This is a genomic window from Streptomyces sp. NPDC050508 (genome assembly GCF_040655155.1).
Classification (GTDB): domain Bacteria; phylum Actinomycetota; class Actinomycetes; order Streptomycetales; family Streptomycetaceae; genus Streptomyces.
In genome coordinates, this window is record NZ_JBFAJJ010000007.1 from 42,629 (window position 1) to 68,427 (window position 25,799).

At 69.8% G+C, this 25,799-nt stretch carries 23 protein-coding genes; 12 read left to right on the forward strand and 11 right to left on the reverse strand.

From position 1 onward, the window contains the following. Nucleotides 1–53: 53 nt before the first annotated feature. Together AB0I69_RS21140 and AB0I69_RS21145 are read right to left on the reverse strand one after the other, a co-directional pair. Nucleotides 54–3,347: a S8 family serine peptidase gene (locus AB0I69_RS21140; protein ID WP_363097170.1), complete on the reverse strand. Its 3,294-nt coding sequence runs from the start codon at nt 3,345–3,347 to the stop codon at nt 54–56. A 113-nt stretch (nt 3,348–3,460) separates the two neighbouring features. Further along, nucleotides 3,461–4,009 carry a CGNR zinc finger domain-containing protein gene (locus tag AB0I69_RS21145; protein WP_363097171.1) on the reverse strand — a complete coding sequence of 183 codons (549 nt, stop codon included), beginning with the start codon at nt 4,007–4,009 and terminating at the stop codon, nt 3,461–3,463. 106 nt (nt 4,010–4,115) lie between these two features. Here AB0I69_RS21145 and AB0I69_RS21150 point away from each other — a divergent pair, with 106 nt between their 5' ends. The 6 genes from AB0I69_RS21150 to AB0I69_RS21175 all read left to right on the forward strand — a co-directional run bounded on the left by AB0I69_RS21150 (nt 4,116) and on the right by AB0I69_RS21175 (nt 10,441). Next, nucleotides 4,116–4,565 carry a VOC family protein gene (locus AB0I69_RS21150; RefSeq protein WP_363097172.1) on the forward strand — a complete coding sequence of 150 codons (450 nt, stop codon included), beginning with the start codon at nt 4,116–4,118 and terminating at the stop codon, nt 4,563–4,565. 29 nt (nt 4,566–4,594) lie between these two features. Beyond that, nucleotides 4,595–5,485 carry a pyridoxamine 5'-phosphate oxidase family protein gene (locus AB0I69_RS21155; RefSeq protein ID WP_363097501.1) on the forward strand — a complete coding sequence of 297 codons (891 nt, stop codon included), beginning with the start codon at nt 4,595–4,597 and terminating at the stop codon, nt 5,483–5,485. 104 nt (nt 5,486–5,589) lie between these two features. Beyond that, complete coding sequence (locus AB0I69_RS21160; protein WP_363097173.1) at nt 5,590–6,048, forward strand: NUDIX hydrolase; 459 nt, start codon at nt 5,590–5,592, stop codon at nt 6,046–6,048. A 252-nt stretch (nt 6,049–6,300) separates the two neighbouring features. Continuing rightward, complete coding sequence (locus AB0I69_RS21165) at nt 6,301–8,085, forward strand: TIGR03767 family metallophosphoesterase (protein ID WP_363097174.1); 1,785 nt, start codon at nt 6,301–6,303, stop codon at nt 8,083–8,085. Nucleotides 8,086–8,193: 108 nt separating this feature from the next. Beyond that, nucleotides 8,194–9,330 (forward strand): serine hydrolase domain-containing protein, encoded by a 1,137-nt coding sequence (locus tag AB0I69_RS21170; RefSeq protein ID WP_363097175.1) that lies wholly within the window; start codon nt 8,194–8,196, stop codon nt 9,328–9,330. Nucleotides 9,331–9,412: 82 nt separating this feature from the next. Further along, nucleotides 9,413–10,441 (forward strand): aldo/keto reductase, encoded by a 1,029-nt coding sequence (locus AB0I69_RS21175; protein WP_363097176.1) that lies wholly within the window; start codon nt 9,413–9,415, stop codon nt 10,439–10,441. Between the two features lie 137 nt (nt 10,442–10,578). Here AB0I69_RS21175 and AB0I69_RS21180 read toward each other — a convergent pair whose 3' ends face one another. Then, entirely contained in the window at nt 10,579–10,800 is a 222-nt protein-coding gene (locus AB0I69_RS21180; protein ID WP_363097177.1) for a DUF397 domain-containing protein, read from the reverse strand. A gap of 81 nt (nt 10,801–10,881) precedes the next feature. On the opposite strand from AB0I69_RS21180, the gene AB0I69_RS21185 reads away from it, so the two are divergent. After that, nucleotides 10,882–11,277 carry a helix-turn-helix transcriptional regulator gene (locus AB0I69_RS21185; protein ID WP_363097178.1) on the forward strand — a complete coding sequence of 132 codons (396 nt, stop codon included), beginning with the start codon at nt 10,882–10,884 and terminating at the stop codon, nt 11,275–11,277. Here the strand turns inward: AB0I69_RS21185 and AB0I69_RS21190 are convergent. Both AB0I69_RS21190 and AB0I69_RS21195 read right to left on the reverse strand, forming a co-directional pair. Further along, on the reverse strand, nt 11,209–11,496 hold the full coding sequence (locus AB0I69_RS21190) for a DUF397 domain-containing protein (RefSeq protein ID WP_363097179.1): 288 nt from the start codon (nt 11,494–11,496) through the stop codon (nt 11,209–11,211). The two genes, AB0I69_RS21185 and AB0I69_RS21190, sit on opposite strands and share 69 nt — an antisense overlap. A gap of 4 nt (nt 11,497–11,500) precedes the next feature. Beyond that, on the reverse strand, nt 11,501–12,382 hold the full coding sequence (locus tag AB0I69_RS21195) for a helix-turn-helix transcriptional regulator (RefSeq protein WP_363097180.1): 882 nt from the start codon (nt 12,380–12,382) through the stop codon (nt 11,501–11,503). Between the two features lie 168 nt (nt 12,383–12,550). On the opposite strand from AB0I69_RS21195, the gene AB0I69_RS21200 reads away from it, so the two are divergent. Then, nucleotides 12,551–13,003, forward strand: coding sequence for an ATP-binding protein (locus AB0I69_RS21200; protein WP_363097181.1), 453 nt, complete (start codon nt 12,551–12,553; stop codon nt 13,001–13,003). A 154-nt stretch (nt 13,004–13,157) separates the two neighbouring features. Beyond that, entirely contained in the window at nt 13,158–14,372 is a 1,215-nt protein-coding gene (locus AB0I69_RS21205; protein ID WP_363097502.1) for a glycosyltransferase, read from the forward strand. An 81-nt stretch (nt 14,373–14,453) separates the two neighbouring features. Here AB0I69_RS21205 and AB0I69_RS21210 read toward each other — a convergent pair whose 3' ends face one another. After that, nucleotides 14,454–15,491, reverse strand: coding sequence for a hypothetical protein (locus tag AB0I69_RS21210; RefSeq protein WP_363097182.1), 1,038 nt, complete (start codon nt 15,489–15,491; stop codon nt 14,454–14,456). A 206-nt stretch (nt 15,492–15,697) separates the two neighbouring features. Then, nucleotides 15,698–18,304, reverse strand: coding sequence for an aminopeptidase N (gene pepN, locus AB0I69_RS21215; protein WP_363097183.1), 2,607 nt, complete (start codon nt 18,302–18,304; stop codon nt 15,698–15,700). Nucleotides 18,305–18,483: 179 nt separating this feature from the next. Between pepN and AB0I69_RS21220 the strand changes: the two genes are divergently transcribed. Beyond that, nucleotides 18,484–19,134, forward strand: coding sequence for a disulfide bond formation protein DsbA (locus tag AB0I69_RS21220; RefSeq protein ID WP_363097184.1), 651 nt, complete (start codon nt 18,484–18,486; stop codon nt 19,132–19,134). Nucleotides 19,135–19,158: 24 nt separating this feature from the next. On the opposite strand, the gene AB0I69_RS21225 is transcribed toward AB0I69_RS21220, so the two are convergent. The 3 genes from AB0I69_RS21225 to AB0I69_RS21235 all read right to left on the reverse strand — a co-directional run bounded on the left by AB0I69_RS21225 (nt 19,159) and on the right by AB0I69_RS21235 (nt 22,211). Then, a complete protein-coding gene (locus AB0I69_RS21225) occupies nt 19,159–19,362 on the reverse strand; it encodes a hypothetical protein (RefSeq protein WP_363097185.1) in 204 nt (67 codons plus the stop codon). Nucleotides 19,363–19,470: 108 nt separating this feature from the next. Continuing rightward, nucleotides 19,471–20,898 (reverse strand): FGGY-family carbohydrate kinase, encoded by a 1,428-nt coding sequence (locus AB0I69_RS21230; RefSeq protein WP_363097186.1) that lies wholly within the window; start codon nt 20,896–20,898, stop codon nt 19,471–19,473. 260 nt (nt 20,899–21,158) lie between these two features. Continuing rightward, complete coding sequence (locus AB0I69_RS21235; RefSeq protein ID WP_363097187.1) at nt 21,159–22,211, reverse strand: 2-hydroxyacid dehydrogenase; 1,053 nt, start codon at nt 22,209–22,211, stop codon at nt 21,159–21,161. A gap of 71 nt (nt 22,212–22,282) precedes the next feature. Between AB0I69_RS21235 and AB0I69_RS21240 the strand changes: the two genes are divergently transcribed. Next, the gene (locus AB0I69_RS21240; RefSeq protein WP_363097188.1) at nt 22,283–23,725 is read left to right on the forward strand and encodes an FGGY-family carbohydrate kinase; all 1,443 of its coding nucleotides are present in this window, start codon (nt 22,283–22,285) and stop codon (nt 23,723–23,725) included. Continuing rightward, the gene (locus AB0I69_RS21245) at nt 23,722–24,339 is read left to right on the forward strand and encodes a histidine phosphatase family protein (RefSeq protein ID WP_363097189.1); all 618 of its coding nucleotides are present in this window, start codon (nt 23,722–23,724) and stop codon (nt 24,337–24,339) included. The genes AB0I69_RS21240 and AB0I69_RS21245 overlap by 4 nt, the downstream gene beginning before the upstream one ends. 17 nt (nt 24,340–24,356) lie before the next feature. Here AB0I69_RS21245 and AB0I69_RS21250 read toward each other — a convergent pair whose 3' ends face one another. Beyond that, complete coding sequence (locus AB0I69_RS21250) at nt 24,357–25,718, reverse strand: amino acid permease (RefSeq protein WP_363097190.1); 1,362 nt, start codon at nt 25,716–25,718, stop codon at nt 24,357–24,359. Nucleotides 25,719–25,799 lie beyond the last annotated feature (81 nt).

The window sequence follows — 25,799 nt, forward strand, 5'->3', positions numbered from 1 at the left end:
CGGGAGAGGGGCGGGCGTCCACCGGACACCCGCCCCTCGTCGATCGGTCGGCGTTACGACGTGACCTTCTCGATCTTCACGCTGCCCAGGCCTGCGACCGTGCCGTGGGTGTTGACCAGCTGCACCTGGCCGAAGAACTCGCGTCCCGCAGGGGCGGGGGCCAGGGCGGTGACACTGCCGGAGACCGTCGCCGAGGCGCCCGTGGCGAGCTTCACCGGCGTCGAACCGTCGACGCTGACCGCGCCGAGCGCCGGGGAGAAGAACACGTCCCGGTAGTCGTACGCGGTCGAGCCGGACGGCACCGAGTAGCCCACGACCTCGACCGTGTACGTACCGGCGGCCGGGTTGGCGATGGAGACCGCTTCCTCCGAGTCGCCGTCGGCGGACTGGCCGACGACGGTCCCGGCGGCGTTCTTCACCGTCAGGTCCAGGTCCGCCGCCGTGTCCGAGACGTTGCCGATCGCGACGTCCAGGGAGGTGGCGCCGGCGGGCACGTCGACCGTGGTGGTCTGGGTGACGCCCTCGGTGATGGTGGGCCGCGCGGTCAGCGAGGAGCCGAGCGGGCCGCCCTTCAACGTGCCGTCCAGCGCCGCGTAGTTGTTCGTCACCTTCCAGGAGGCGGTGGCCGGGACGCCGACCTTCGCCTCGGGCACGGTCACGGTCTCCGGGTCGAAGGCCGCGCCGAGGACGGTGGCGTCCAGCTTGTACGGGTTGTCGAGCAGCGGCGACGTACGGCGCGCCTCGACCTCGATCTCCCAGACACCGGCCTGCGGGTCGGCGTACGACCGCACGTCGGGCTTGCAGCCGTTGCCGTCCAGGTAGTTGTTGTAGCAGTACGGGGTGCCGGTGTCCTCGACCGGAACGCCGTACGGGTGGATGGAGATGAACCGCGTCTGGCTCTTGTCCTTCAGCCCGCTCATCGCGACCTCGAAGGCCTTGGCGCCCTCGGGGACGGTCACGAAGTACGACCGCGTGCTGTTGCGCTGCACCGAACTCGCGGTGGAGTAGGTGTAGTTGACGGGCGTCGAGACCACGACCGTGGTGAGGATCTGCTTGTCGAGGCCCTCGGTCTTCGGGTCGTCGACCTCCAGAATCGCGCTCTTGATGCCCGAACTCCTGGGCGCCGCCTGCACCTTGACGGTCACCGGCTGGTTCAGCGGGAGCTTGACCTCGTCCGAACCGACGATCCGGAAGGTGCCACCGGCGTTGTTCGCGAAGTTCAGCTCGTGCCGAACCGCCTTGTCCGCACCGGTGGTTCGGGTGATGACGACGTCGTACGTCTTCTTCGCGCCGGCCTTGAGGCCGCCCTCGCGGTCGTACAGTCCCGTGCCGAAGCCGGGGGTCTTCAGCGCGAAGTCGATCGCCGTGTCGACGGGAGCCTTCACGGTGTAGTCGTGGGCGGTGGCGCCGTCCTTGATGGACTTCCACGCGTCCACGATGTCGATGAGGCCCGCGCCCTCCTCGTACGCCTGAACACCCTTGATGTGATCGGCCGTTGAGGTCAGCGCCGTGCGCAGGGTGGCCGGGGTGAGGGCGATGTGCTTCTGCTTGGCGGCGCTCAGCAGCAGCGCCGAGGCGCCCGCGGCCTGCGGGGAGGCCATCGAGGTGCCCTGGAGCATCGAGTAGCCGGCCGGCAGCGAGTAGCCCGCCTCGGCGACCGGGGCGCCCGGCAGCCAGGTCTGGGTGGAGTTGATCGCGGCGCCGGGCGCGACGAGCGTCGGCGTGAAACCGCCGTCCTCACGCGGGCCGCGCGAGGAGAACGGCAGCAGCTGGTACGAAGTCGACACCTGCGAGCCGTAGTTGGCGGCCCACGTCTGCTTCGAGATCGCGGCGCCGACCGAGATCACCTTGTCGGCCAGGCCGGGGTCGCCGATCGTGTTGGCGCCAGGACCGGAGTTGCCGGCCGAGATCACGAGCTGCACGCCGTAGGTGTCGATGAGCCGGGTGTACAACTCGGCGCGCGCGTTGTTGCCGTCGTTCAGCGCGGGCAGGCCGCCGATCGACATGTTGACGATGTCGACACCGCGGTTGGCGACGAGGTCGATCATGCCCTCGGTGAGCGCCACGTTGGTGCAGCCGCCGGTCCAGGTGCAGGCCCGCGACGAGACGATCTTCGCGCCGGGGGCGGCGCCGTTCATCTTGCCGCCGAACAGGCCGTTGGCGGCGGTGATGCCGGCGACGTGCGTGCCGTGCTCGGACTCGATGACGCCGATGTTGACGTAGTCGGCCTTCGCGCCGGACGCGTTGTAGACGACGTCCTTGCGGATCTCCACGACGAACGGGACGCGTTCGACGACGTCGGTCGACGGGTCGTCCGTCCCGAAGTAGCCGATCTGGAAGCCGTCCTTGTACGGCTTCATGGGCTCGTCGTCGGTGAAGTCGAGATTGTCGTTCGTGTCGACACGCACGGTGCCGGACGCCGGGTCGTACAGCACGCCCCAGGCGTCGGTGGTGTCACCGTCCCGGTTCAGGTCGCCCTTCTCGTCACCCCCGGCGGTGGCGGACTCGTACATGTAGCTGAACTTGTAGTCGCCCGCGGGCGCCTTGAACGCCTCGGTGCCCTGGGTCGTCGTGGTGATGGAGAAGGACGGGCCGGAGACCGCCGTGGTCATCCGCCGCCAGGTGCCGTCGCCGTCGTTGACCGGGTCGGTGGAGGTGACCCAGTCGACGATCTTCCGCTCACCGGTAGTGGTCTTCTGCAGTGCCGGGTGGCCGAGGTCGACGCCGGAGTCGAGGATGCCGATCGTGACGCCGCGGCCGTCCGCCTTCGGGTTCTTCTTCACGAAGTCGACGGCGCCCGTCTCGAAGGACGGGTTGTACGGGTTCTCGGCGGGGGTGCTCTTGCCCGGACCGGAGTAAGTGGCCGCGGTGGACGTGCTCTTGGCGCCCTGCGCGGTGTCCGCGCTCGGCGTCGGATCGTCGAGCGCGATCTCCTGCCGCAGGTCGATGGCGTGCACCGAGGACAGCTTCGAGGCGGCGGCGATCACCGAGTCCGCCCTGCCGGTGGGGACGGTGGCGCGGACGTAGCCGAGCTTGTCGTAGGTGCGGCCCACCAGGCCGCCCTTGACCGCGTCCAGTTGCCCGGCGACCTGCTCGGTCGCGCCCGGCGCGGTGGCGATCATCATCGTGACGTTCTTGTCGCCGTCGGCCTTGGCCGTGGCGAGCAGATCGGCGTCGTCCGAACCGAGCTTGGCGGCGGCGGACTTGACGGTGCCGTCCGTGGGGGTGGTGGTGGACGGTGTGTCGGCGGAGAAGGCCATGGGTATCGGCCCGGCCGCGGAGAGCGCGGCGACGAGACCGGCGGCCACGGTTATTCGGGCCACGCGTCTCTGGGGGGTGAGGGTCATCGGCATCCCTTGTAGGTGAAGAATCCAGTGCCGGACGAGCGCACAGCTTTACCCAAGGGACAGTTGTTTGGGAAGTGTTGACCGAAACCCTATGAACGTATGGGGAAAACCCCCTATTCGCTCCGGGGGTTCGAGCGCGCGTAGTGGCGGGACGCCTTCGCACGGTTGCCGCAGGCCGTCATCGAGCACCAGCGGCGGGTGCCGTTCCTCGACGTGTCGTAGAAGTGCAGGATGCACGCCTCGTGGGCGCAACGGCGGATGCGGTCGGGGGCGGCGGCGAGCAACTCCAGGTAGTTGCGGGCGGCGAGCCAGCCGGGGCCCCACCGGGGGTCGTCGAACTCGGGGATCTCGCCGGGGCCTTCGGTGGTGAGAGTGGCCCGGATCCGTCCCTGTTCGAGCACGAGGTCGAGGTCCTCCGCACCCTGTGCCAGCGAACCGTCCACCACCGCGTGGAGCGCGTCGCGCGCGATTTTGGTGTGCAGCAGGGTGATCGGATTCGCCTCGAACCGCTCGCCGAGCCCGGTCGAGCCGAGCCATACGGCGAGCCCGCGGGGGCTGGAAAGCAGGTCCTGCACGGCCCCGTCCCGCATCCACCGCGTGTTGAGCAGATCGAGGGCGAGCGGTTCGCCGACGAGCGGGCGGGGGTCGGAGGTCGTCGTCACGGAGGTGTCCCTTCTGATCTAACCGGTCAAGACTACGTGACCGGTTGACCCTCTCGATTCTAACCACTAACGTCATTGACAACGGTTAGACGAGAGGAGAGCTTTCATGACCCTGCACGCCGGCCACATCGGCCTGAACGTCACCGACCTCGACCGTTCGCTCGCCTTCTACCGGGACGTCCTTGGCTTCGCGGTACTCGCCGAGGGCAAGGAGGACGACGACCGCCGGTACGCGTTCCTCGGCGACGGCGGCGACCACCCCGTCCTCACCCTCTGGCAGCAGGCACAGGGGCCGTACGGCGGCGACCGCGCCGGTCTCCACCACCTCGCGTTCACGGCCGACTCGATCGAGCAGGTCGAGCGCTACGAGGAGGCACTCAAGGCCTACGGCACCGACTTCGCGTACGAGGGCGTGGTCGCCCATCGCGAGGGCGCGGTCTCCGGCGGCATCTTCTTCCACGACCCGGACGGCACCCGCCTGGAGATCTCGGTGCCGAGTGGCGCGGAGGGTGCTCCGGCTCCGGATAGCGAAGCCCCGACCTGCGGTTTCTTCTAGCCATGGAGGCCATGGAGGCCATGGGGGCAATGGGGGCCTATCACGCGGGCTCCCGCGCCGTGCAGGACCGGGTGGGGGTGCGTGAAGTCGCCGACCACGTCGGGCAGATCATCGGCCAGGGCATCAAACCCGTGGCCGCGGCCTTCCTCGAACTCCAGCCCCTCCTGATCCTGGGCGCCGCCGACCCGGCGACGGGCAGGGTGTGGGCCTCACCGCTCACAGGCGCCCCCGGCTTCGTACGTGCGACGGGCCCGCACCAGATCTCCATCACCGGCGGCACCCGCACCACCGACCCCCTGACCCCGGCCCTCACCGAGGCACGGGACCTGCCGGTCGGCACGATCGCCCTCGACCCGCGCACCCGCCGCCGTATGCGAGTCGACGGCCGACTCCGGCGCACGGCACGGGGGTTGGCGATCGAGGCGGAGCGGGTGTTCTCCAACTGCCCCAAGTACATCCAGCGGAGAGAGTTTTACGAGACGGTCGTCGGCCGCGAACCCGCGCAGCCCCGGCGCGGCACCGAACTCACCTCAGCACAGGCCGAGTTCATCGCGGCGGCCGACACCTTCTTCTTCGCCACCGTCCACGAGCACGGCGCCGACGCCAGCCACCGGGGCGGCAACCCGGGCTTCGTACAAGCGACTTCGCCCCGCGAGCTGATCTGGCCGGACTACTCGGGCAACGCGATGTTCCTGAGCCTGGGCAACCTGCTCGCCGACCCGCGCGCCGGACTCCTCTTCCTCGACTGGACGACGGGCACCACACTCCAACTCACCGGCGAGGCAAGGACGGAGTTCGGTGGGGAGGGGGAGCGCAGGGTGCGTTTCACTCTCACCGAGGTGGTCGAGACCCCAGCCGCGATCCCACTCCGTTGGTCGGCCCCCGAATACTCCCCTGCCAATCCAACCCCGGCGCGCTGAGCGCCCCCTCAGGGGCGCGGGGAACTGCGCGACCAGCCACGACGGCGCGACAGCCGAACGAATTCGCATTGCGGCCCTTCCCGCAGAGCACCTAACGTCTCCGGATGCGCAAAAAGCTGAGGGTCGCCGCCTATGCCGTCTGCGTCCGCGACGGCCAACTCCTGCTGGCCCGTTCACCGGCCGACGGCGGGGGCCACGAGTGGGTACTCCCCGGCGGCGGCATGGACCACGGCGAACATCCGAACGACACGGTCGTACGCGAGCTGGAGGAGGAGACCGGCTACCACATCGAGGTCACGGGATTCCTCGGCATGGACTCGATCCACCACGTCCTTCCGTGGAGCTACCGACGCAAGGTGGACCAACACGGCCTCCGGCTCGTGTACGAGGGCCGGATCGTCGGCGGCGAGCTCCGCGACGAGATCGGCGGTTCCACCGACATGGCCGCCTGGCATCCGCTGGACGACGTGTCGGGCCTGCGCCGGGTCCCGTTGATCGACGTCGCGCTGCGGCTGTGGCGGGAGCGGCCGGCCGCCGGCCGGGTCGAACGCGTCCCGGAATAGCTTCAGTACCCCGTCAGATGAACGCTGAGTAGCCGCTTCCCGGCGGCTCGACGAGCGTTCACGAACGCACAGGGGGCGCCAAGATCCACGTACGGTGATCGGCGCTACACGTTGCCGTCTCGTTTACGCGCAGGTCATCCCCGATGCCAAGCATCCAGTACGAGCGGGAAGTTCGCGACCGCGATCGAAAACCGATCGCCGTGAACCCCCGCGACCACTGCCGACGCAGTTCGTACTCGGGGAGATCGCGCCATGTCGCGCACACGCTCTGTCGCCAGCTCCGCGCTGGGGGTCAACCGCCGTACCGTCCTCGCCGCCACCGCGGCCGTGTCCGTCTCCGCAGGCGTCGGTTACGCCCTACGGCCCACCGACAGCCAGGCCGCAACGGCGGACGCCGGCCATGCCGCCAACGCTGCCAACGCCGCCGCCGAGGCGCCCGTGGCGCACTCCCGGGTGGCACCGGCCGCACCCCTGGCCCCGTACACCAAGGGCACCACCCTCGCCACGGTCGCCGCCCCGCGCGCCGGCTCCGGCTACCGCCGGCTCGGCGACGGCGCCGGCTGGAAGCGCGTCGTGCGCGCCGACCTCGCCGCCGCCAAGTCCGGGCGCGCGGGCCGCCGTACGGCACTCGCGTCGTTCGTGCAGTTCACCGACCTGCACCTGATGGACACCCAGCACCCGCTGCGCCTGGAGTACCTGCGCTCGACCGACAAGCACGCCTGGCGCCCGCACGAGGCGCTGACCGTGCAGGGCGGGATCTCGCTGGTCGAGCGGGTCAACGCGCTGCGCGGCGCCCCGGTCACCGGCTCCCCGCTGCACTTCGTCATGACCACCGGCGACAACACGGACAACAACGCCAAGTCCGAGCTGGAATGGTTCATGAAGATCATGAGCGGCGGCCGGTTCACCCCCAACACCGGTGACCCGCGCCACTACGAGGGCGTCCAGAACAGCGGCCTCAAGCTGTACTGGCAGCCCGACTCGACCGTGCGCGACGGCGACAAGCAGGTCGGTTTCCCGCACCTGAAGGGCTTCCTGGCCGCCGCGATCCGCGAGGTGCGCAGCCCCGGCCTCAACCTGCCCTGGTACTCGACGGTCGGCAACCACGACGCGCTCCCGCTCGGCTGCTTCGGCTCGCACGCGGACCCGTACCTCACCGAACTCGCCATCGGCGGCAAGAAGTTGATGACCGCGACGGCGGCCGAGGCGAAGAAGCTGCAGAACTCGATCCGGGACGCGAAGGACCCCAAGGGCACCGGCTACCGCGACTTCCTCAAGGCCCATGCCCGCTCCGCGCGTTCGATCACGCCGGACGAGAACCGTGCCCCGTACACCTCCGCCGAGTACCTCAAGGCCCACCTCGACCCGGCCTACCAGGGCCTCGGCCCGGTCGGCCACGGTTACTCCTCCGCGAACGTCGATGCGGGCACCCAGTACTACGCGTTCCGTATCGCCGACGACGTGATCGGCATCAGCCTCGACACCACGGACGCGGGCGGCCACTACGAAGGGTCCATCGGGGCAACGCAGTTGAGGTGGCTCGACAAGACACTCCGCGACAACAAGGACTCGTACGCGGTGATCTTCAGTCACCACACCAGCAAGACGATGGACAACACCCGCCCCGACCCGGCGCACCCCACCGAGCGCCGCTACGAGGGCGACGCGGTCGTCGCCCTCCTCGGCAGCCACCCGAACGTGCTGGCCTGGGTCAACGGCCACATCCACCGCAACGTCATCACCCCGCACGCGGCGCCCGACGGTCGCAGCTTCTGGGAGATCTCGACGGCCTCGCACGTCGACTATCCCCAACTCGCCCGCGTCATCGAGCTGGTGGACAACAAGGACGGCACACTGTCCGTCTTCACCACGCTGATCGAGTCCGCGGCCCCGCACCGCACCGACTTCTCCGACCTCACCCAGACCGGCCTCGGGGCCCTGTACCGCGAACTGTCGTACAACGCGCCGGGTTCCAGCACGGTGCTGGGCGGCGACGCGAAGGACCGCAACACGGAGCTGATCCTCAAGAAGGGCTGAAACTCACTCAACTGGCGTACACCGGAGCAACCTTCGTATCGGACGACCGTGTCCATCCCCCCGACCGAGCCGAACCGGGCTCAACCGGGCTCAACAGAGGGGGAAGACATGGCAGTTCGCGTGGCAGTGATGGGTGCGACGGCGGTGGCACTGTCGGTGGCGCTGGCGGGTCCCGCGATGGCGGCGCCCGCCGGAGGGGACCACACGGCGACCCGGCAGGCGATCAAGGCGGCCGTGGCGGACGGCGTACCCGGCGTCACGGCCACCGTGCGGGACGGCGGCACCACCTGGTCGGCGACAGCCGGCGTGGGCAACCTCCGCACCGGCAAGCCGCGTTCGGCCGACGACCGCTACCGGATCGGCAGCATCACCAAGGCCTTCGTGTCGACGGTGCTGCTCCAACTGGAGGCGGAGGGCCGCCTGTCGCTCGACGACACGGTGGAGAAGTGGCTGCCGGGCACGGTCCACGGCAACGGCAACGACGGCGCGCACATCACCGTCCGCCAACTCCTGAACCACACCAGCGGCATCTACAACTACACGCAGGACGACGACTTCGACCGCGCGTACTTCACCAAGGACGGCTTCTTCCAGCACCGTTACGACACGAAGACCCCGGCCGACCTGGTGGCGATCGCGATGTCCCACAAGCCGGACTTCACGCCGGGCACGTCGTGGCATTACTCCAACACGAACTACGTCCTGGCCGGCATGGTCATCCAGAAGGTCACGGGCCGCTCGTACGCGACGGAGATCCGCGACCGCGTCATCAACCCCCTGCACCTGAAGGCCACTTCACTCCCCGGCACGAAGGTGACGGTGCCGAGCCCGAGCAGCCGCGCCTACAGCAAGCTGGCGGAGGAGGCGACGGGACCGACGTACGACGTCACGAAGCTGAACCCGTCCATCGCCTCCTCGGCGGGCGAGATGATCTCCGACTCCGCCGACCTGGACCGCTTCTACGGCGCTCTGCTGGGCGGAAAGCTCCTCCCTGCGAAGCAGCTCAAGGAGATGCAGACGACGGTCCCGGCGGGCGACAGCCCGACCACGCGCTACGGCCTCGGCATCTCCGACATCAAGCTGCCCTGCGGTGTCCATCTCTGGGGCCACGACGGCGGTATCCACGGCTCGTCGTCGGCGGTGGTGGCGACGCCCGACGGCCGTCATTCGCTGGCGTTCAACTTCAACGGGGACTGGTCGGGGGACGCGGGGGCGGTGGTGGTGGGGGAGTTCTGCGGTAAGTAGGGCTTGGCTTGCATAAGCGGAACGGCGTTCCGTATGGTGTTCCGGAACGCTGTTCCGCTTACCTGTCCTCCCGAGGAGAGCCATGCACTACCGCACACTGGGCCGCACCGGCATCAAGGTCAGCCCCTACTGCCTGGGCGCGATGATGTTCGGCGCGATCGGCAACCCCGACCACGACGACTCCGTCCGCATCATCCACAAGGCGCTGGACGCGGGCATCAACTTCGTCGACACCGCCGACGCGTACTCGCGCGGCGAGTCGGAGGAGATCGTCGGCAAGGCGCTGAAGGGCCGCCGGGACAACGTCGTACTGGCGACGAAGGCACACCTCCCGATGGGCGACGACCCCAACGAGCGCGGAAACTCCCGCCGTTGGCTGGTACGCGCGCTGGACAACTCCCTGCGCCGCCTCGGCACCGACCACGTCGACCTGTTCCAGATCCACCGCCCCGACCCGGACACGGACGTGGAGGAAACCCTCTCGGCCCTCACGGACCTGGTGCACGCGGGCAAGGTGAGGGCGGTCGGCACCTCATCGTTCCCGGCGTCGGACATCGTCGAGGCGCAGTGGGTGGCGGAGCGACGCGGCTTGGTGCGCTTCCGCACAGAACAGCCGACGTACTCGATCCTCAACCGAGGCATCGAACGCGAGGTGCTGCCGGTCTGCGAGCGCTACGGCATGGGCACGCTGGTCTACAGCCCCCTAGCGGGCGGCCTCCTGACCGGCCGCTACCGCAAGGAGGGGCAGGCGGACACCCACCGCTCAGCCTTCGGCTTCAAGCACCTCACCGACGAGCACCGCCTGGACACGGTCGAGCAGCTCATCGCCCTCGCCGAGAAGGCGAACCTCTCGCTGACCCACCTCGCCCTGGCCTTCGCGATCGCCCACCCCGGCGTCACCTCGGCGATCATAGGCCCCCGCACGATGGCCCACCTCGACGACCTGCTCGCGGGCGCGGACACCGTCCTGTCCGACGAACTCCTCGACGAGATCGACGAGTTGGTACCGCCCGGCACGGACGTGGGCACGCTCGACATGGCGTACGCCCCGCCGGCGATCCAGCGGCCGGTGCTGCGCAGGCGGGCGCTTGAGGAGCGCGTGGCCGTCTGACCGGGGTTCGGTGTCGGTGGGTGCCGTCTCGCGCCTGGGGAGGGTGAGGCGTGGAAGTGTGACACTTGGAGCGGAAGTGTCACACTTTTACGGAGAGGGTCTCGGTGGGGGGAGTCCGGACTCGACGTCGGCGGTCGTCAGCCGCGTGAGTCCGTCTCGCGGAGGTGGGAGAGGAAGGGTGCCCATGCGGTCGCGGGGAGGAGCAGGGCGGGGCCGGTGGGGTTCTTGGAGTCGCGGACCGCTATGCCGGTGGGGGTGAGGTGGGCGGCTTCGATGCAGTTCTGGCCCGGGTCGCTGTAGGAGGACTTGAACCAGGCTTGCTGTGGGGCGAGTTCGGAAGCAGTGGGGTATGTCGGCATGACCTACACCTCTCGTCGGAGTCGTCGGTAGTGGTGCAGTGCGGCTGTGATTACTCTTCGAGCGGATCGAGGAGGACGGTCGTGAACCACGCTCAGTGGAAGACCCGGCGGACCAGGAGGCTTCTTTGCGAGTCCGTCGAGGAGTCCCCGGCCTATGCGGAGGCGGGGTACGCGTTCGCTTTGGGGCAGGCGGTATATGGCCGACGTACCGAACTGGGCTTGTCGCAGACCGAGTTGGCGCGCAGGGCAGGGATGACCCGGCCGCACGTTTCCACTATCGAGGGCGGCGGAACCGTACCCACCCTGCCCCTGCTCGCCCGGCTGGCCAAGGCGCTGGACGCCTCGGTGGCCATTGACCTGGATGGCGATACGTCGGCGTTTGCCTTCATCGCACGGGGCGGGCGTTCGTCAGTCGCGCGAGTCCGTCTCGCGGAGGTGGGAGAGGAAGGGTGCCCATGCGGTCGCGGGGAGGAGTAGCGCCGGGCCGGTGGGGTTCTTGGAGTCGCGGACGGCGATGCCGGTGGGGGTGAGGTGGGCGGCTTCGATGCAGTTCTGGCCCGCGTCGCTGTAAGAGGACTTGAACCAGGCCTGTTCCGGGGCGAGTTCGACGCAGTTGTTTCCGGTGCCGTCGCTGTAGGAGGACCTGAACCAGGCGTGCTCGGGGGCGATGTCGGGTGCGGTGCGGCGCGGATTCATGGGTCTACAGCTCTCGGTCTAGGCGGTGCAGGAACTCCGGGGTGTCCTCGGGTGGCAGTGCTGATGCTGCCATGGCGTTGAAACGGCGCGCGAACCGGTCGACTTCACGTGGCTTGTCCGAAGTGGATACGGAACCCCAGGCGCTGTCGGCCTGGACACGTGGTGGCAGCTGGTTGCCGAAGTCGAGGATCGCGAAGTCGTTGATCGAGCGGTAGCTGGGGCGGAACGGCAGCACCTGGACGGTGATGTGGTCCCAACCCGACAACTCCTCGATGCGCGCGAACTGTTCACGCATTACGTCGATGCCCCCGATCGGATACCGCAGGGCGGCCTCCCCCAGGATGACGTGCAGTTTGACGGGACTCTCCCGCGTCAGGATCTCCTGGCGCAGCATGCGCAACTCCACGCTGCTGCGGATGAACTCCGTCGTGTACTCCTCGATCGGCTTCTGCACTTCATGGACGGCGCGGGCGTAACGCTCGGTTTGGAGCAGGCCGTAGACCAGGGTCGGGTGGTACGCCTTCATGGAGTGAGCCTCCGGCTCAAGCCCCACAAATCCCGGCATCCCCGCTGGCATCAACCCCCGGTACTGCGTCAGCCAGTCCTGCTGGTTTGAATCCCGGTTGAGGCCGATCAGCGACTCGACGACCTCCTCGTCGGTGACCCCGTACTTGTTCAACAGCTTGCGCAGGTCGCCCACGTTGCGGAAGTTCAGGGATCCCGACTCGATCCGCTGCAATGAGGCCTCCGAGATACGAAGTCCCACGACCGCCTGCTTGCGGGTGAAGCCCCCACCTCGGTCGCCCAAGCCGCAGTTCTCTCGCAACTGGCGTAGTTGCAAGCCGAGTTCCAGGCGTTGGGCCGTGCGCCCGCGCTTCGCTGCCATGTGCACCTCTCTCCGCCCGTGTACGTACGGCTGGTAGCCGTGCGCAGAGTGTGACATCCCGTGCGAGGGTCGCGCAGTCGGTTGTGCAGAACTCGGCATAGTCCAATTTGCAGCCGCCTGATTAATCAGCTGCGTTTCGATTGAAGTCGAACGGCGTCTCCCGTCACCGTGGTTGGGCACCCCCACCCGAAAGGAACCCCCCCATGCCCCCACCCTCCTCACCCCCGACTGGTCCATGAGCTACCCCATGCCCCCCCCCGAAGCGTCCGCCTCGCCCGGCTCCACACCCGCCGACGCCTCACCCTCTGGAACTGGCCCGGCGACATCGAAGACGCCGTCCTCGTCACCTCCGAGCTCGTCGCGAACGCGGTCCGGCACGGCAAGGTCCCCGGACACGAGGTCTGGCTGCGGGGCGCCGTAGACGAAGAGACCACCGTGCTGACGATCGACGTATCGGACCCGGTACACGCGTTCCCCGTGGTCAGGCAGGCTCCCGGAGACGAGAACGGGCGCGGACTCCTCGTCGTCGCCGGGCTCACCGAATCCCTCGATTGGTTTCTGCGGGGAGACATCGGCAAGACGGTTCGCGTCCAGCTCGCCGTAGGCCCCCGTACCAATTGACCCCCGGATAACCAACCGGACCCAGACACGAGACGCCCAGTTCATTCGGACGAAATGTCCGTGCCGCCTCATAACGGCTAACCCGCTGTTCACGGGGATGGCTCGATTCATACGCAAGGCGGGTGGTCGTGTGCGCGCTAGACACGAACTGCACGTGCTGTCGGTCTACGAAGGCTTCTTCTCCGGGGGAGCCCGAATCGTCCACAGCGACGTCGTTCTGGGACTGGTGGAGGGCGGCCAGCATCATTCGGTGCTGAGCATCCACGGTGAGGTCCACCGAGAAGCAACCCGGCAGGCCATGGAGAACGACGCCTGCTACCAGCAACTGACCGCGGCCGGAGTCGGTGTCTCCACCCTCGGCCGCAGCTTCGGCGGTGACCGGGACCCGGACGGGACCGTCACCGGCGGATTCACCGGGCCCGAGCTCGCCGACGCGGCCCGCGCCCTGGCGGACGCCGACGTCGTCCTGTCGCTCAAGGAACAGCCGCTCTCCCTCCTCAACCAGGCGGGCCTGCCCCGCCGCCCCGTCGTCGTGTGCCTGCACCGTTCGGACCCCGAACACCAGGGCGCCGCCCTCGACGAACTGAAAACCGCCATCGCCGACGGCAAGGTCGTCGCCGCCGTCTGCTGCGCGGAGTCCACCCGCGACGCCTACCAGGCCGCCGGCATCCCGCCCGAGGTCCTCCACGTCATCCCCAATGGCGTGGATCTGTTCCGCTTCCGGCCCGATCCCGCCCGGCGGCTGGCCCTCCGTGCCTCCCTCGGAATTCCGGATGCCGCACCCGTCGTAGTGTTCGCCGCCCGCTACGCCACGATGAAGAACGTCCCGCTCTTCCTCCGCGCCGCCCACGAGTGGCTACGACGCGAACCCGCCGGCCACGTCCTCATGTGCGGCACGGGCATGACGGACGACCAGCCCGCCCTCTCCGCCGACATCGACGACGCCTTCGGGGAGGACAGGGAGCAACTCGCCGAGCGGCTTCATCTCCTCGGTGTGCGGCGGGACATGGAGACCGTCTACGCCGGGTCGGACGTCGTCGCGCTGACTTCCTCCTTCGGCGAGGCCGCGCCCCTCTGCCTCATCGAGGGCATGATGTGCGGAGCCGTACCCGTCGCCACCGACATCGGCGACAGCGCGTCCATCGTCGCCGGGCACGGCATCATCACACCCCCCGACCCGGACGCCGTCGCGTCGGCCTGGACCGAGGCGGTCATCGGCCGCGCGGAGTTCGCCAAGGCCCACGCCCGCAGCCGCGAACGCTTCAGCCGTACGCGCATGATCGCCTCCTACGCCGCCCTCATCGACGGCCTCCACGCGGGACACACGACGACGAGCGCCGCCCCGCCGCCGTTGCCCGAGCCCCTGTAAACAACCGGCGCACATATGAGGAGGGGCCACCGACCCCCGGTGGCCCCTCCTCTCCCCTCCTGATCCCGCCCCGGTCCGTCACTACCGGGGCAGCACCACGACATACGCGGCCGGATCACGGTCCGCCGACGCCATCAGCGCCGTACGGACCACCGCCGCCTGTTGCTCCATCGCGTCCCGGAGCTTCTTGGGGGTGATGTGGACGACCGTGATGCCGAGCCGCTCCAGGTGCTCGCGCTTGCGGGCGTACTCCGACCACAGGGCGTCCTCGTCCTGGCGGGGCGCGCGGGTGTCCAGCTCTACCGCGACCGCCTGCTCGGGCCAGTACGCGTCCAGGCCGCCCAGGTGCGGGCCGCCGGGCAGCCGCAGGTCGACGTTCCACACCGGGTCGGGAAGGCCGTACTCGCTCACCATCCGGTAGAGGCGGTCCTCCGCGATGGCGCGGCCCTCGGCCAGCAGCGAGTCCACCGCGTCCACCACGTGCGGCCGGCCCAGCAGCTTCGCGTCGTTCAACTCCCGTACCACCGCTGCCGGTTCGCAGTGGCCGCCGCGTACCGCCTCGGTGAGCAGCCGGCGTACCGCGTTCGCGTCCGAGAGTTCGGCCACCGCGTCCGCGAGAGCCCGCGGCACCGGGGCGACCGGGACGCCCTTCACCTGCTGCGCGACCGGGAGCGCCGAGGTGCGGACGATGCGGGCGCAGCCCGTCGAGCGCAGCCGGCGCATGCGGGGGACCAGGACGTCGATGTGGTCGAGGGAGGGGAGCGGCGGGGCCGACGTGAAGCCGTGGAGGGTGAGGGCGGCCAGGCCCGTGACCATCGTCTCCGCGTACGTCGGGCGGTGCGGCTCCTCCGCGCCGGGCTGGACCGGGACGCCGGTCGTCCGCTCTCGTGCCGCGTACGTCAGGACCGCGTGCAGCCGCTCCTCGCCGGTGGGCGGGCCGGGGTGCAACAGGACGACGCCGGGGAGGAGTTGCTGCCACGGCCCGTCGGGGCGGCACTGCTCGTTCACCTCGGCGGCCGGGACACCGTGCGCACGGAGCTGAGCCGTCGTCAGGACCCGGCGGTGCACCTCGGAGAGGTGGCTGAGGGGGCGGGGGGAGAGCGGGGTGTTGTGGTTCATGCAACGGGGTTTCCCGCGCCGGATCCGCTCCCTAACCGCTGTTACACGCCCGTCGACAAATCCGGACAACGCGGTACTAAAGGACAGGCGTTCGGATGCCGAGTAGGCGCCGAAAACCCCTGGTCCGGATGGGGCGGACCAGGGGTTACGGGGGCGATTACCTGTATTCAGTAACGGTCACGGAGAGGCCAATCGCAGGCCAAGGCTCAGCCCTGAGAGCCGTCGGAACCCCGACCCTCGTTGTCCGCCGCCTGCGCCCGCAGCGCCCGCGCCAGATCGTCCCGCGCCTCCAGCACCAGCCGGCGCAGGGCAGGCGCCGCCCCCTCGTGGGAGGACAGCCACGCGTCCGTCGTGTCCAGCGTCGCCTGCGCGTCCTCGGCGGCCGGGTGCGCCGGGAACAGCCCCCGCACCACGTCCACGCCGATCTGGATCGACCGCTCCGCCCACACCCGCTCGATCGCCGCGAAGTACTTCTCCGTGTACGGCGCGAGCAACTCCCGCTGCGACGGCTGCGCGAACCCCGCGATCGTCGCCTCCACCAGCGCGTTGGACAGCGCGTCCGACTCCACGACCTGCGCCCACGCCTGCGCCTTGACGGCCGCCGAGGGGCGGGCGGCGAGACAGCGGACCTGGTGCCGCTTGCCGGACGCGGTGTCGTCCCGGGCCAGTTCGGCGGCTACGACGGCCTCGTCGGCGGCACCGTGCGCGGTCAGCGGCTCCAGGAACGCCCAACGCAGCTCCTGGTCCACGGCCAGGCCCTCGATCTTCTCCGTACCGTCCAACAGGCCGCGCAGCAGCGCCAGTTCGTCCGGCGCCGACGCCACCGACGCGAAGAAACGCGCCCACGCCAGCTGCTGCTCACTGCCCGGCTCGGCGCCCCGCAGATCCCGTAGCGCGATGTGCGCCAGGATCTTCGCGCCGCTCTCACGCCACCACGGCGGCGAGTAGTTGACCAGCGCCGAGTTGGCCCAGGCGTGCAGCATCTGCAGGACACCGATGTCGGTCTCCCGGCGCCCGAACCGCGCCACCAGGTCGATGAAGTCGGGTGCGAGCAGCAGCGCGTCCCGCGTCATGTTCCACAGCGCCGACCAGCACAGGGCACGCGCCATTGGATCGGTGAGCGCGCCCAGGTGCTCGCGCAGGGTCGCCAACGAGGTCGCGTCGAAACGGGTCTTGCAGTACGTGAGGTCGTCGTCGTTGACGAGCACCAGCTCCGGAGCGTCCGCACCGGCCAACTCCACTACGACCGTCCGCGGACCGTCGACGTCCACCTCGGCCCGCTCGTACCGCACGAGCCGGTTGTCCTCGCGTCGGTAGAGGCCCACCGCCACCCGGTGCGGCCGGAGTTCGGGGTGGGATTCCGCCGCCTCCTGAAGCACCGTCAGCTCGGCGACACGGCCGCCCTCCACGTCCAACACCACCTGCGGGGTGAGGGAGTTGACCCCGGCCGTCTGCAGCCACGACCGCGACCAGGACGCCATGTCCCGCCCGCTCGTCTCCTCCAGCACCGAGAGCAGGTCACCCAGCCGCGTGTTGCCGTACGCGTTCCGCTTGAAGTAGCGGCGCGCGCCCTCCAGGAACGCGTCCTGGCCGACGTACGCCACCAACTGCTTCAGTACGGAAGCCCCCTTGGCGTACGTGATCCCGTCGAAGTTGAGCTTGGCGTCCTGGAGGTCGCGGATGTCGGCGGTGATCGGGTGCGTGGAGGGAAGCTGGTCCGCGCGATAGGCCCACGCCTTGCGGCGGTTGGCGAAGGTGATCCAGGCATCGGTGAACCGGGTCGCGCCGACGTTCGCGAACGTGCCCATGAAGTCGGCGAACGACTCCTTCAGCCACAGGTCGTCCCACCACTCCATGGTGACGAGGTCACCGAACCACATGTGCGCCATCTCGTGCAGGATGACGTTGGCCCGGCCCTCGTACGACGCCCGCGTCACCTTCCCCCGGAAGATGTACTCCTCGCGGAACGTGACAAGACCCGGGTTCTCCATCGCGCCGAGGTTGTACTCCGGCACGAACGCCTGGTCGTACTTCCCGAACGGATACGGGTAGTCGAAGTGGTCGTGGAAGAAGTCCAGCCCCTGCTTCGTCACCAGGAACACGTCGTCGGCGTCGAAGTACGGCGCCAGACCCTTGCGGCACATCGCGCCGAGCGGGATCTCCAGCGTCGTACCGTCGTCGAAGGTACGGGAGTAGGAGTCCGTGACGTAGTGGTACGGGCCCGCCGCGAACGCCGTGATGTACGTCGAGATCGGCTTCGTCTCCGCGAACTTCCATACGCCGTCGGTCAGTTCGCCGACGCCGTTGCTCCACACCGTCCAGCCCTCGGGGGCCCGCACCTCGGCGCGGAACGGCGCCTTGAGGTCCGGCTGCTCGAAGTTGGCGAAGACCCGGCGCGCGTCGGCCGGCTCGTACTGGGTGTAGAGGTAGACCTCGCCGTCCTCGGGGTCGACGAAGCGGTGCATGCCCTCGCCGGTGCGGGAGTACGCGGCCTGCGCGTCGACGATCAGCTCGTTCTCGGCGGCCAGGTCCTCCAGCTGGATGCGTGTGCCGTCGAAGACCGCGCCCGGGTCGAGGTCCTTGCCGTTGAGCGACACGGCGGTCACGGCCGGTGCGATCAGGTCCGCGAAGCTCGCCGCGCCCGGCTCGGCGCACCGGAACCGGATCGTGGTCACGGAACGGAAGGTCCGCGGCCCCTCTCCGGCATCGTCGCCCACCGCCGAGCGCAGGTCGAGGGACACGTCGTACCCGTCGACGGACAGCAGGGCGGCCCGCTCACGGGCCTCGTCGCGGGACAGATTCTCACCGGGCACGGAGGCACTCCCTCGGATTCGTGTTCGATCAACAGTGTTCGATCAACAGTGTTAGACATGCGGTGTTCGCTATGCGGTCAGGGCCGATCCTGCCATGTGCCCCTGACGCCGGGCACCCGGGAATGAGGTGGGGAGGGGCGGTGTTGCCGTGGGGAAACGGCCGTATTCCGAGGAGCGCCATGTCTGAGACCGCCAAGACCCCCGTGGACTTCTGGTTCGACCCCCTGTGCCCCTGGGCCTGGATGACCTCCCGGTGGGTGCTGGAAGTGGAGAAGGTCCGGGACATCGAGGTCCGCTGGCACATCATGAGCCTGGCGGTGCTCAACGAGCCCCGGCTGGACGAGCTGCCCGAGGAGTACCGCGAGCTGCTCGCCACCAAGGCGTGGAAGCCGATCCGCGTGGTCACCGCCGCCTGGCAGAAGCACGGCTCGGACATCCTCGGCCCGCTCTACACCGCGCTCGGCACCCGCATCCACAACAACGGCGAGGGCCCCACCGTCGAGGCCGTCGCCGGCGCGCTCGCGGACGTCGGCCTGCCCGCCGACCTGATCGACTACGCCGACCAGGAGGACTTCGAGTTCGACGCCGAGCTGCGCGCCTCCCACAAGGAGGGCATCGACAAGGTCGGCCAGGACGTCGGCACCCCCGTCATCGCCGTCCCCGGCCCCGACGGCGAGCAGATCGCCTTCTTCGGCCCGGTCGTCACCCCCGCCCCCAAGGGCGAGGAAGCCGCACGCCTGTGGGACGGCACGGTCGCGGTCGCCTCGGTCCCCGGCTTCTACGAGATCAAGCGCTCGCGCACGAAGGGGCCGGACTTCAGCAACCTGTAGGAATCACTCGCCGACCTGTAGGCCTCACTCGTCCGGCTTGGGGAAGAACCCGCCGTCCTGCCAGTTGAGATGCCGCTGGAAGCGCCTGCAGCCGGGGACGGCACAGCGTATGTACGCCTCGGGGGCGAAGTCCTTCTTCTGCCCCCGGACGTACCGTTTCTCCTTGTCGTCGAGCTCACGGAACTCCCGCAGCGGCCCGCGGCAACCGGGGCACCACTTGTGCACCATGGCCAACCTCCACACAAGCCGAGCCTCGACGACCGAGCGCCCTGGCCCTGCGAGCGTAAGCGCCCGTAGGGCAAGGGCGCAGCCGGGAAACGGACCCGTGACCCGGAATCAGGGCTGCCGCTCCCGTCCCCGCGCCACCGCCAGACGCGCCAGATGATCCTCGTACCCCTTGACGTAGTACGCGACCCGCCCCGCGTCCGGCTCGACCACCTCCGTCGGCCGCGTCCAGGCCCCCGCGTCCAGCGCGACCCCGTACCGCTCCGCCGCCGCGAGCACGGCGCCCCGCGCCCCCACCTCTCCCTCGACGACCCGCAACGGCCGGCCCAGCACCTCGGAGAGCAACCGCATCCAGGCCGGACTGCGCGTACCCCCACCGCACACCGCCAGCGAACCCGTCAGACCCGCCGCCTCCAGACAGTGCCGGGCCGCGTAACCGATGCCCTCGCAGGTCGCGCGGATCAGGTCGGCAGGCGTCGACTCCAGGGAGACACCGGTCAGTTCGGCGCGCAGACGGGGCTCGACGAAGGGCGCGCGCTCGCCCGACGGCGCGAAGTACGGCAGCACCCGGACCCCGTTCGCGCCGGGCGGGGTCGCCGCGAGTAACGCGTCCACCTCCTCGTGCCGGACGCCCGTCGTCGACAGCACCCAGTCCAGGGCCGCCGTACCGACCATCGCCGGCATGGCACGCAACCAGTGGCCCGGCCGGTCGAGGGAGATGTACAGCCCGGCCGGTTCACCACTCAGGTCCAGCTCCGTGGTCGCGACGAGACTGGCGAGACAGGTCCCGACGATGAGCAGCCCGTCGCCCGGTTCCGTCACCCCCGCACCGAGCGCGCAGGCGGGCAGGTCGTACGGCCCGTTCGCGATCCGCGTCCCCGCCGGCAACCCCTCCCCGCGCGTCTCGGCCGTCGCGACCGGGTCGCTGACCGGGGCCAGCAGCCGCCGTCGCCGGGTCAGGCCGAGAAGCTCCACGACACCGTTGTCGTACGACCGCGTCCGAGGGTCCAGGAACGGCATCGACGCGTCCGACACATCAGTGGTCGCCCGCGCCCCCGTCAGCCGCTGGAAGACCATGTCCTTGCAGTACAGGGCGGTCGCCGCCGCGTCCAGCGACTTCGGCTCGTGCGCCGCGAGCCAGGCCAGCAGCGGCCCCGGACACCCCGGGAACATCGCGCTCCCCGTCCGCCGGAACACCGTCTCGAACGTCCCGTCCGCCAGCCACTGGTCGAGCAGTTCATGCGCCCGCCCGTCCATCCAGGACGCCGCCGCCCGCACCGGCCGCCCCTCGGAGTCCACCAGCCACACCCCGTCACCCTGCCCGGTGAGCCCGGCCAGCTCGAACGGCCCGTCGACCTCCGCGGTGAGTTCGTCCAGTACGGCGACGACCGCACCGTAGACCTCGTCCATGTCCTGCTCGACGAACCCACCGTGCATCGACAGCCCCACCGGGCGTGCGGCTACGGCGAGTTGGCGACCGGTGGCGTCGAAGGCGGCGGCTTTTACGGTGGATGTGCCTACGTCGATTCCGATGTACATGTGGGGGGCCTCCTGGGGGGTCTTTTTTGGGTGGGTGTTAACGGGGTATGAAACGCGGCGGAAGCGGGCCCGTGTTGATCAGGCACCCACGCGCGCGCACCTCCTTTGGTTCGGTCGCCTTCGGGGCGCTTTAAGCCGGTGTCGAGAGCCCCACCGTGCTCGACCCTTCGGGCCTCCGCGCGCTGGGTCTCTCGACACCGGCGCGCCCCTACGGCTCCCTCTCGGCCGGCGCGTGGGGACAGTGGGAGGTTGGTGGGCCCTCAACCGAGTTGGTGTGCGAGAGGCTCCCGGCGTGCCCAGCGACCCACCTCCGCCGCCGCTATGCGTGCCGCCTTCTCGGCCACGGACCGGGAGGCACCCCCGAGATGCGGGGTGAGGACCACCCGGTCGGCGAAGCCGAACAGCCGTGCCCCGGCGGGCAACGGCTCCCGCGCATACGTGTCCAGAGCCGCCGCCGACACCTGCCCGCTCTCCAACGCGTCGCACAACGCGTCCTCGTCCAGCAACGGACCCCGCGCCACGTTCACCACCACCGCACCGGGCCGCAGCAGCGCCAGCTCACGGGCGCCGATGAGACCACGCGTCTCGGGGGTCAACCGGGCGTGCAGGGTGATGACTTGGGAACGATGGAGGAGTTCGTCGAGCGTCGCGACGCGCAGTCCGTGGATCTCACCGTGCACATAAGGGTCGTACACCATCACCCGCGCCCCGAACGCACACAGCACCCGCGCCACCCGGCTGCCGACCGCGCCGTACCCGACGAGCCCGACCGGCAGATCCTCCAGCTCCAAGCCACTGCGCTCGTACGTGTAGTAGGCGGCCCCGGCCTCCCAACTCCCCTGCCCCGCAAGGAGTTCATGGGCCTGCGGGATGCGGCGCAAGGCCGCCAGCATCATCCCGACGGTGAACTCGGCGGTCGCGGCGGCATTGCGGCCGGGCGCGAAGCACACCCGTACGTCGTGGGTCTTCGCCGCGTCCAGGTTGACGTTGACGGGTCCGCCCCGGCACACGACGACCAGCTGCAGATCAGGGCAGGCCTCCAGCACGCGCTCCGTGACTGGCCCCATCTGGGTGACCAGCACCTGGGCGTCACCAGTGCCGCCATTGCTCCGCAGGGCGTCGATCAACTCGTCTTCGGCATCGCTGGCTTCCTCCACCTCACCGACGGCCCCGAAGGGCTCCAGAGGCCAGCCGAGCTTCAACTCCCTTACCGTGAAGGGGTGTTCGCGCAGTTCCTCGGCTATGGCTGCTGTGATCAGCGAAGGCAGTACGAAATGGTCACCGGCGGCGACGACACGCAGGGTCTCGGTCATCGTGGGGCTCCCTCCCTCTCCGCCACGATGAACGGGGAACGCCGAATACGTAACCCCTGTGGGAGGTCCGGATGATGTTCGAGGGCGAGGCCGAAGCGTGGCTGGGGATCGACCTGGGCACGCAGAGCGTCCGCGCGCTGCTGGTCACCGCCGACGGCACGGTCCTCGGCAGCGGCACCACCCCGCTGACCAACCACCGGGACGGCGTACGGCACGAACAGGACCCGGGGGAGTGGTGGGAGGCGGTGTGCTCGGCGTCCCGAGCCGCGCTGATGGGGCGCGGGTCGTCGCGGGCACAGGCGATCGGCGGGCTCGCGGTGTGCGGCACCTCCGGGACCGTCCTGCTGACGGACGACCAAGGGCGCCCGCGCACACCGGGGTTGATGTACGACGACGGGCGCGCGGTGGCGGAGGCGGCACGGGTCGGAATGCAGACGAGCTGGGCGCTGCCGAAGGCGTTGTGGCTGCTGGAGGAGTTCGGCCCCGGACGAGTGACCCACCAACCCGATGTGATCACCGCGAAGTTGACGGGCGGGACGGTCCCGACCGACTCCAGCCACGCCCTCAAGACGGGCTACGACGCTGAGCGCGAGGCGTGGCCGCCCCAACTGGCCCACTTGGGCGAGGTGTTGCCGGAGGTGGTCCGCCCCGGCACCCGGCTGGGTGAGGTCTGCCGGGGCGCCGCCGAAGCGACCGGCATCCCCGCCGGTACCCCGGTCATCGCGGGGATGACGGACGGCTGTGCGGCCCAGATCGCGTCCGGGGCGCTGCGCTTCGGCGCCTGGAACTCGGTGCTTGGCACCACGCTGGTCCTCAAGGGGGCGTCGGCGAGGCCCGTCCGGGACGACGCCGGGGTGGTCTACAACCACCGTGCACCGGACGGGAGTTGGCTGCCGGGCGGGGCGTCGAGCGTGGGGGCGGGTGCGCTGCCGGTCGTAGCGGATCCGGCGGCGATGGACAGCCGGGCGGCCGGGTACGAGCCGTCGGGCGTCCTGACGTACCCCCTCGCCTCACCCGGCGAACGCTTTCCCTTCCTCGCCCCGGACGCCACCGCCTTCGTCCTCGGCACCCCCGTCTCCGAGGCGGACAGCTGGGCGGCGGTGCTCCAGGGCGTGGCGTTCACCGAGCGGCTGTGCCTCGACTACCTGCACCACCTCGGCGCCCCGATAGACGGCCCCCTCACCTTCACGGGCGGCGCGGCGCGCAGCGCGTACTGGAACCAGCTCCGCGCCGACATCCTCGGCCGCCCGGCCCGAGTGCCGGAACAGATCGAACCGGCCCTGGGGATGGCGGTGTTGGCGGCCTACGGAACCGGGTCGGCGGCCTCGCTCGTCGCCGCGGCCGACCGCATGGTCCGTATCCGCACGGTTCTGGAACCCCGCGCGTCCCACACGGCCCGCTTCACCGAGCCGTACGCTCGCCTGGTGGACGAACTGGAGAGCCGAGGCTGGCTGCCGACCCCGCTCGCGACCCACACCCGCGCCCGTCTGAACCAGGACACGATCGACTCATGAGCACCACACTCCTCCTCGCCCGCCACGGCCAGACCGTCTGGCACGCCGAGAACCGCTACGCCGGCATCAGCGACGTGGCCATGACGGACACGGGCGTCGCGCAAGCGGAAGCCCTCGGCCACTGGGCGGCGGCGCATCCGGTTGACGCGATCTGGACCTCCCCGCTGTCCCGAGCGGTCCTCACGGCGGCCCCCGCCGCCCGCGCCCTCAACCTCACCCCGCACACCGAACCCGCCCTGCGCGAATGCGACTTCGGGGTGGTGGAGGGCCGCACGCTCGCGGAGTTCGAGGCGGAGGACCCCGGGGCGGCGGAGGCATTCCGCGCCGATCCGGTGGCTCACGCGTTCCCCGGGGCCGAGGACCCGACGGCAGCCGCAACACGCGGCGCTGCCGCCCTGCACCGCATCGCGGCCGCCCACCCCGGCCAACGCGTCCTGGTCGTCGCGCACAACACCCTGCTCCGGCTGGTGCTCTGCCGGATGCTGTCGATTCCGCTCGGTGAATACCGGCGGGTGTTCCCGCGGCTGCGGAACGCGGCGGTCAGTGAACTCCGGGTGCAGGAAGGGGCGGTCGCCCTGCTGTCGCTCAACGTGCCGTGCGGGAAGGAGAGTTAAGGACCGAGTGAGGACGGTCAGTGCGTGGCGCGGCGTCGCTGCCACGCGTACCCCACCCCCGCCAGCGCCAGCGTCATCGCCCCCGTCGCATACAACTGCACCCGTGTCCCCGGCTCCCTGGCCATGAGGACGAAGACCGCTGCCATGCCCGCCAGTGCGACCCAGGTCAGCGCCGGGAACGCCCACATGCGGACGACCAGTTTCTCCGGCGTCTCCCGCTCCAGTTCGCGGCGCAGGCGCAACTGCGAGGCCGCGATGAGGATCCAGACGACCAGGATCGCCGCGCCGATCATGTTCAGGAGCCAGGCGAAGACGTCGTCCGGGCGCCAGTAGCTGAGGACCACGCAGACGAAGCCGACGACGCACGACACGAGGACGGCGGTGCGCGGAACCCCGGACGACACCCGGCCCAGCGCCCTGGGGCCCTGGCCGCGCTCCACGAGCGAGTACACGATGCGCGAGGAGCCGTAGATGTTGGCGTTCATCGCGCTCAGCAACGCCACCAGCACCACCACGTTCATCAGTTGGCCCGCGCCGGGGATGCCGAGGTGGTCGAGGGTGGCCACGTACGGGCCCTTCTCCACGACCTCCTTCGAGTCCCAGGGGACCAGGGTGACGATGACCGCCATCGAGCCGATGTAGAAGAGCGCGATGCGCCACATCGCCGTGCGGACCGCGCTCGCCACGCCCCGCACCGGGTTCTCCGACTCGGCCGCCGCGATCGTGACCGTCTCCAGGCCGCCGTACGCGAAGATCGAGGCGAGCAGGCCGACGACCAGGCCCTCGCTGCCGTGCGGGAGGAAGTCGGTGAGGTTCGAGGTCCCGGGGGAGTCCGTGCCGGGCAGGACGCCCGCGACGGCCAGCACGCCGAGGACCAGGAACAGGGTGATCGCGCCGACCTTCAGGGTCGCGAACCAGAACTCGAACTCGCCGAAGTTCTTCACGGCGACGAGGTTCGTCGCACAGAACACGACCATGAACAGCGCCACCCACGCCCACTCGGTCGTCCCGGGCAGCCAGCCCGTCACGATCCTCGCGGCGCCGATGCCTTCCAGGCCCACGCCCGTGCAGAGCAGGATCCAGTAGGACCAGCCCGCCGTGAAGCCCGCCCAGGGGCCGATCGCCCGCTCGGCGTGGGCGGAGAAGGAGCCTGACGACGGGTACGCGGCCGACATCTCGCCGAGCATCCGCATCACCAGCATCACGAGGACGCCGGAGAGGGAGTAGGCGATGACTATCGACGGGCCGGCTGCGGCGATCCCCGCGCCGGAACCGACGAACAGACCCGCGCCGATCACCCCGCCGAGGGCGATCATCGACAGGTGGCGCTGCTTGAGACCGGGGGAGAGGGAGATGTCCGCCGTGGGGGTGCTGGGCATGGTCGCGAATCGTCCAGTACATGAGAGCGGGCAAAAACCCGGACAGTCTGCCAACCTCCCTGGTCCGTCAGGGAGGTTGAC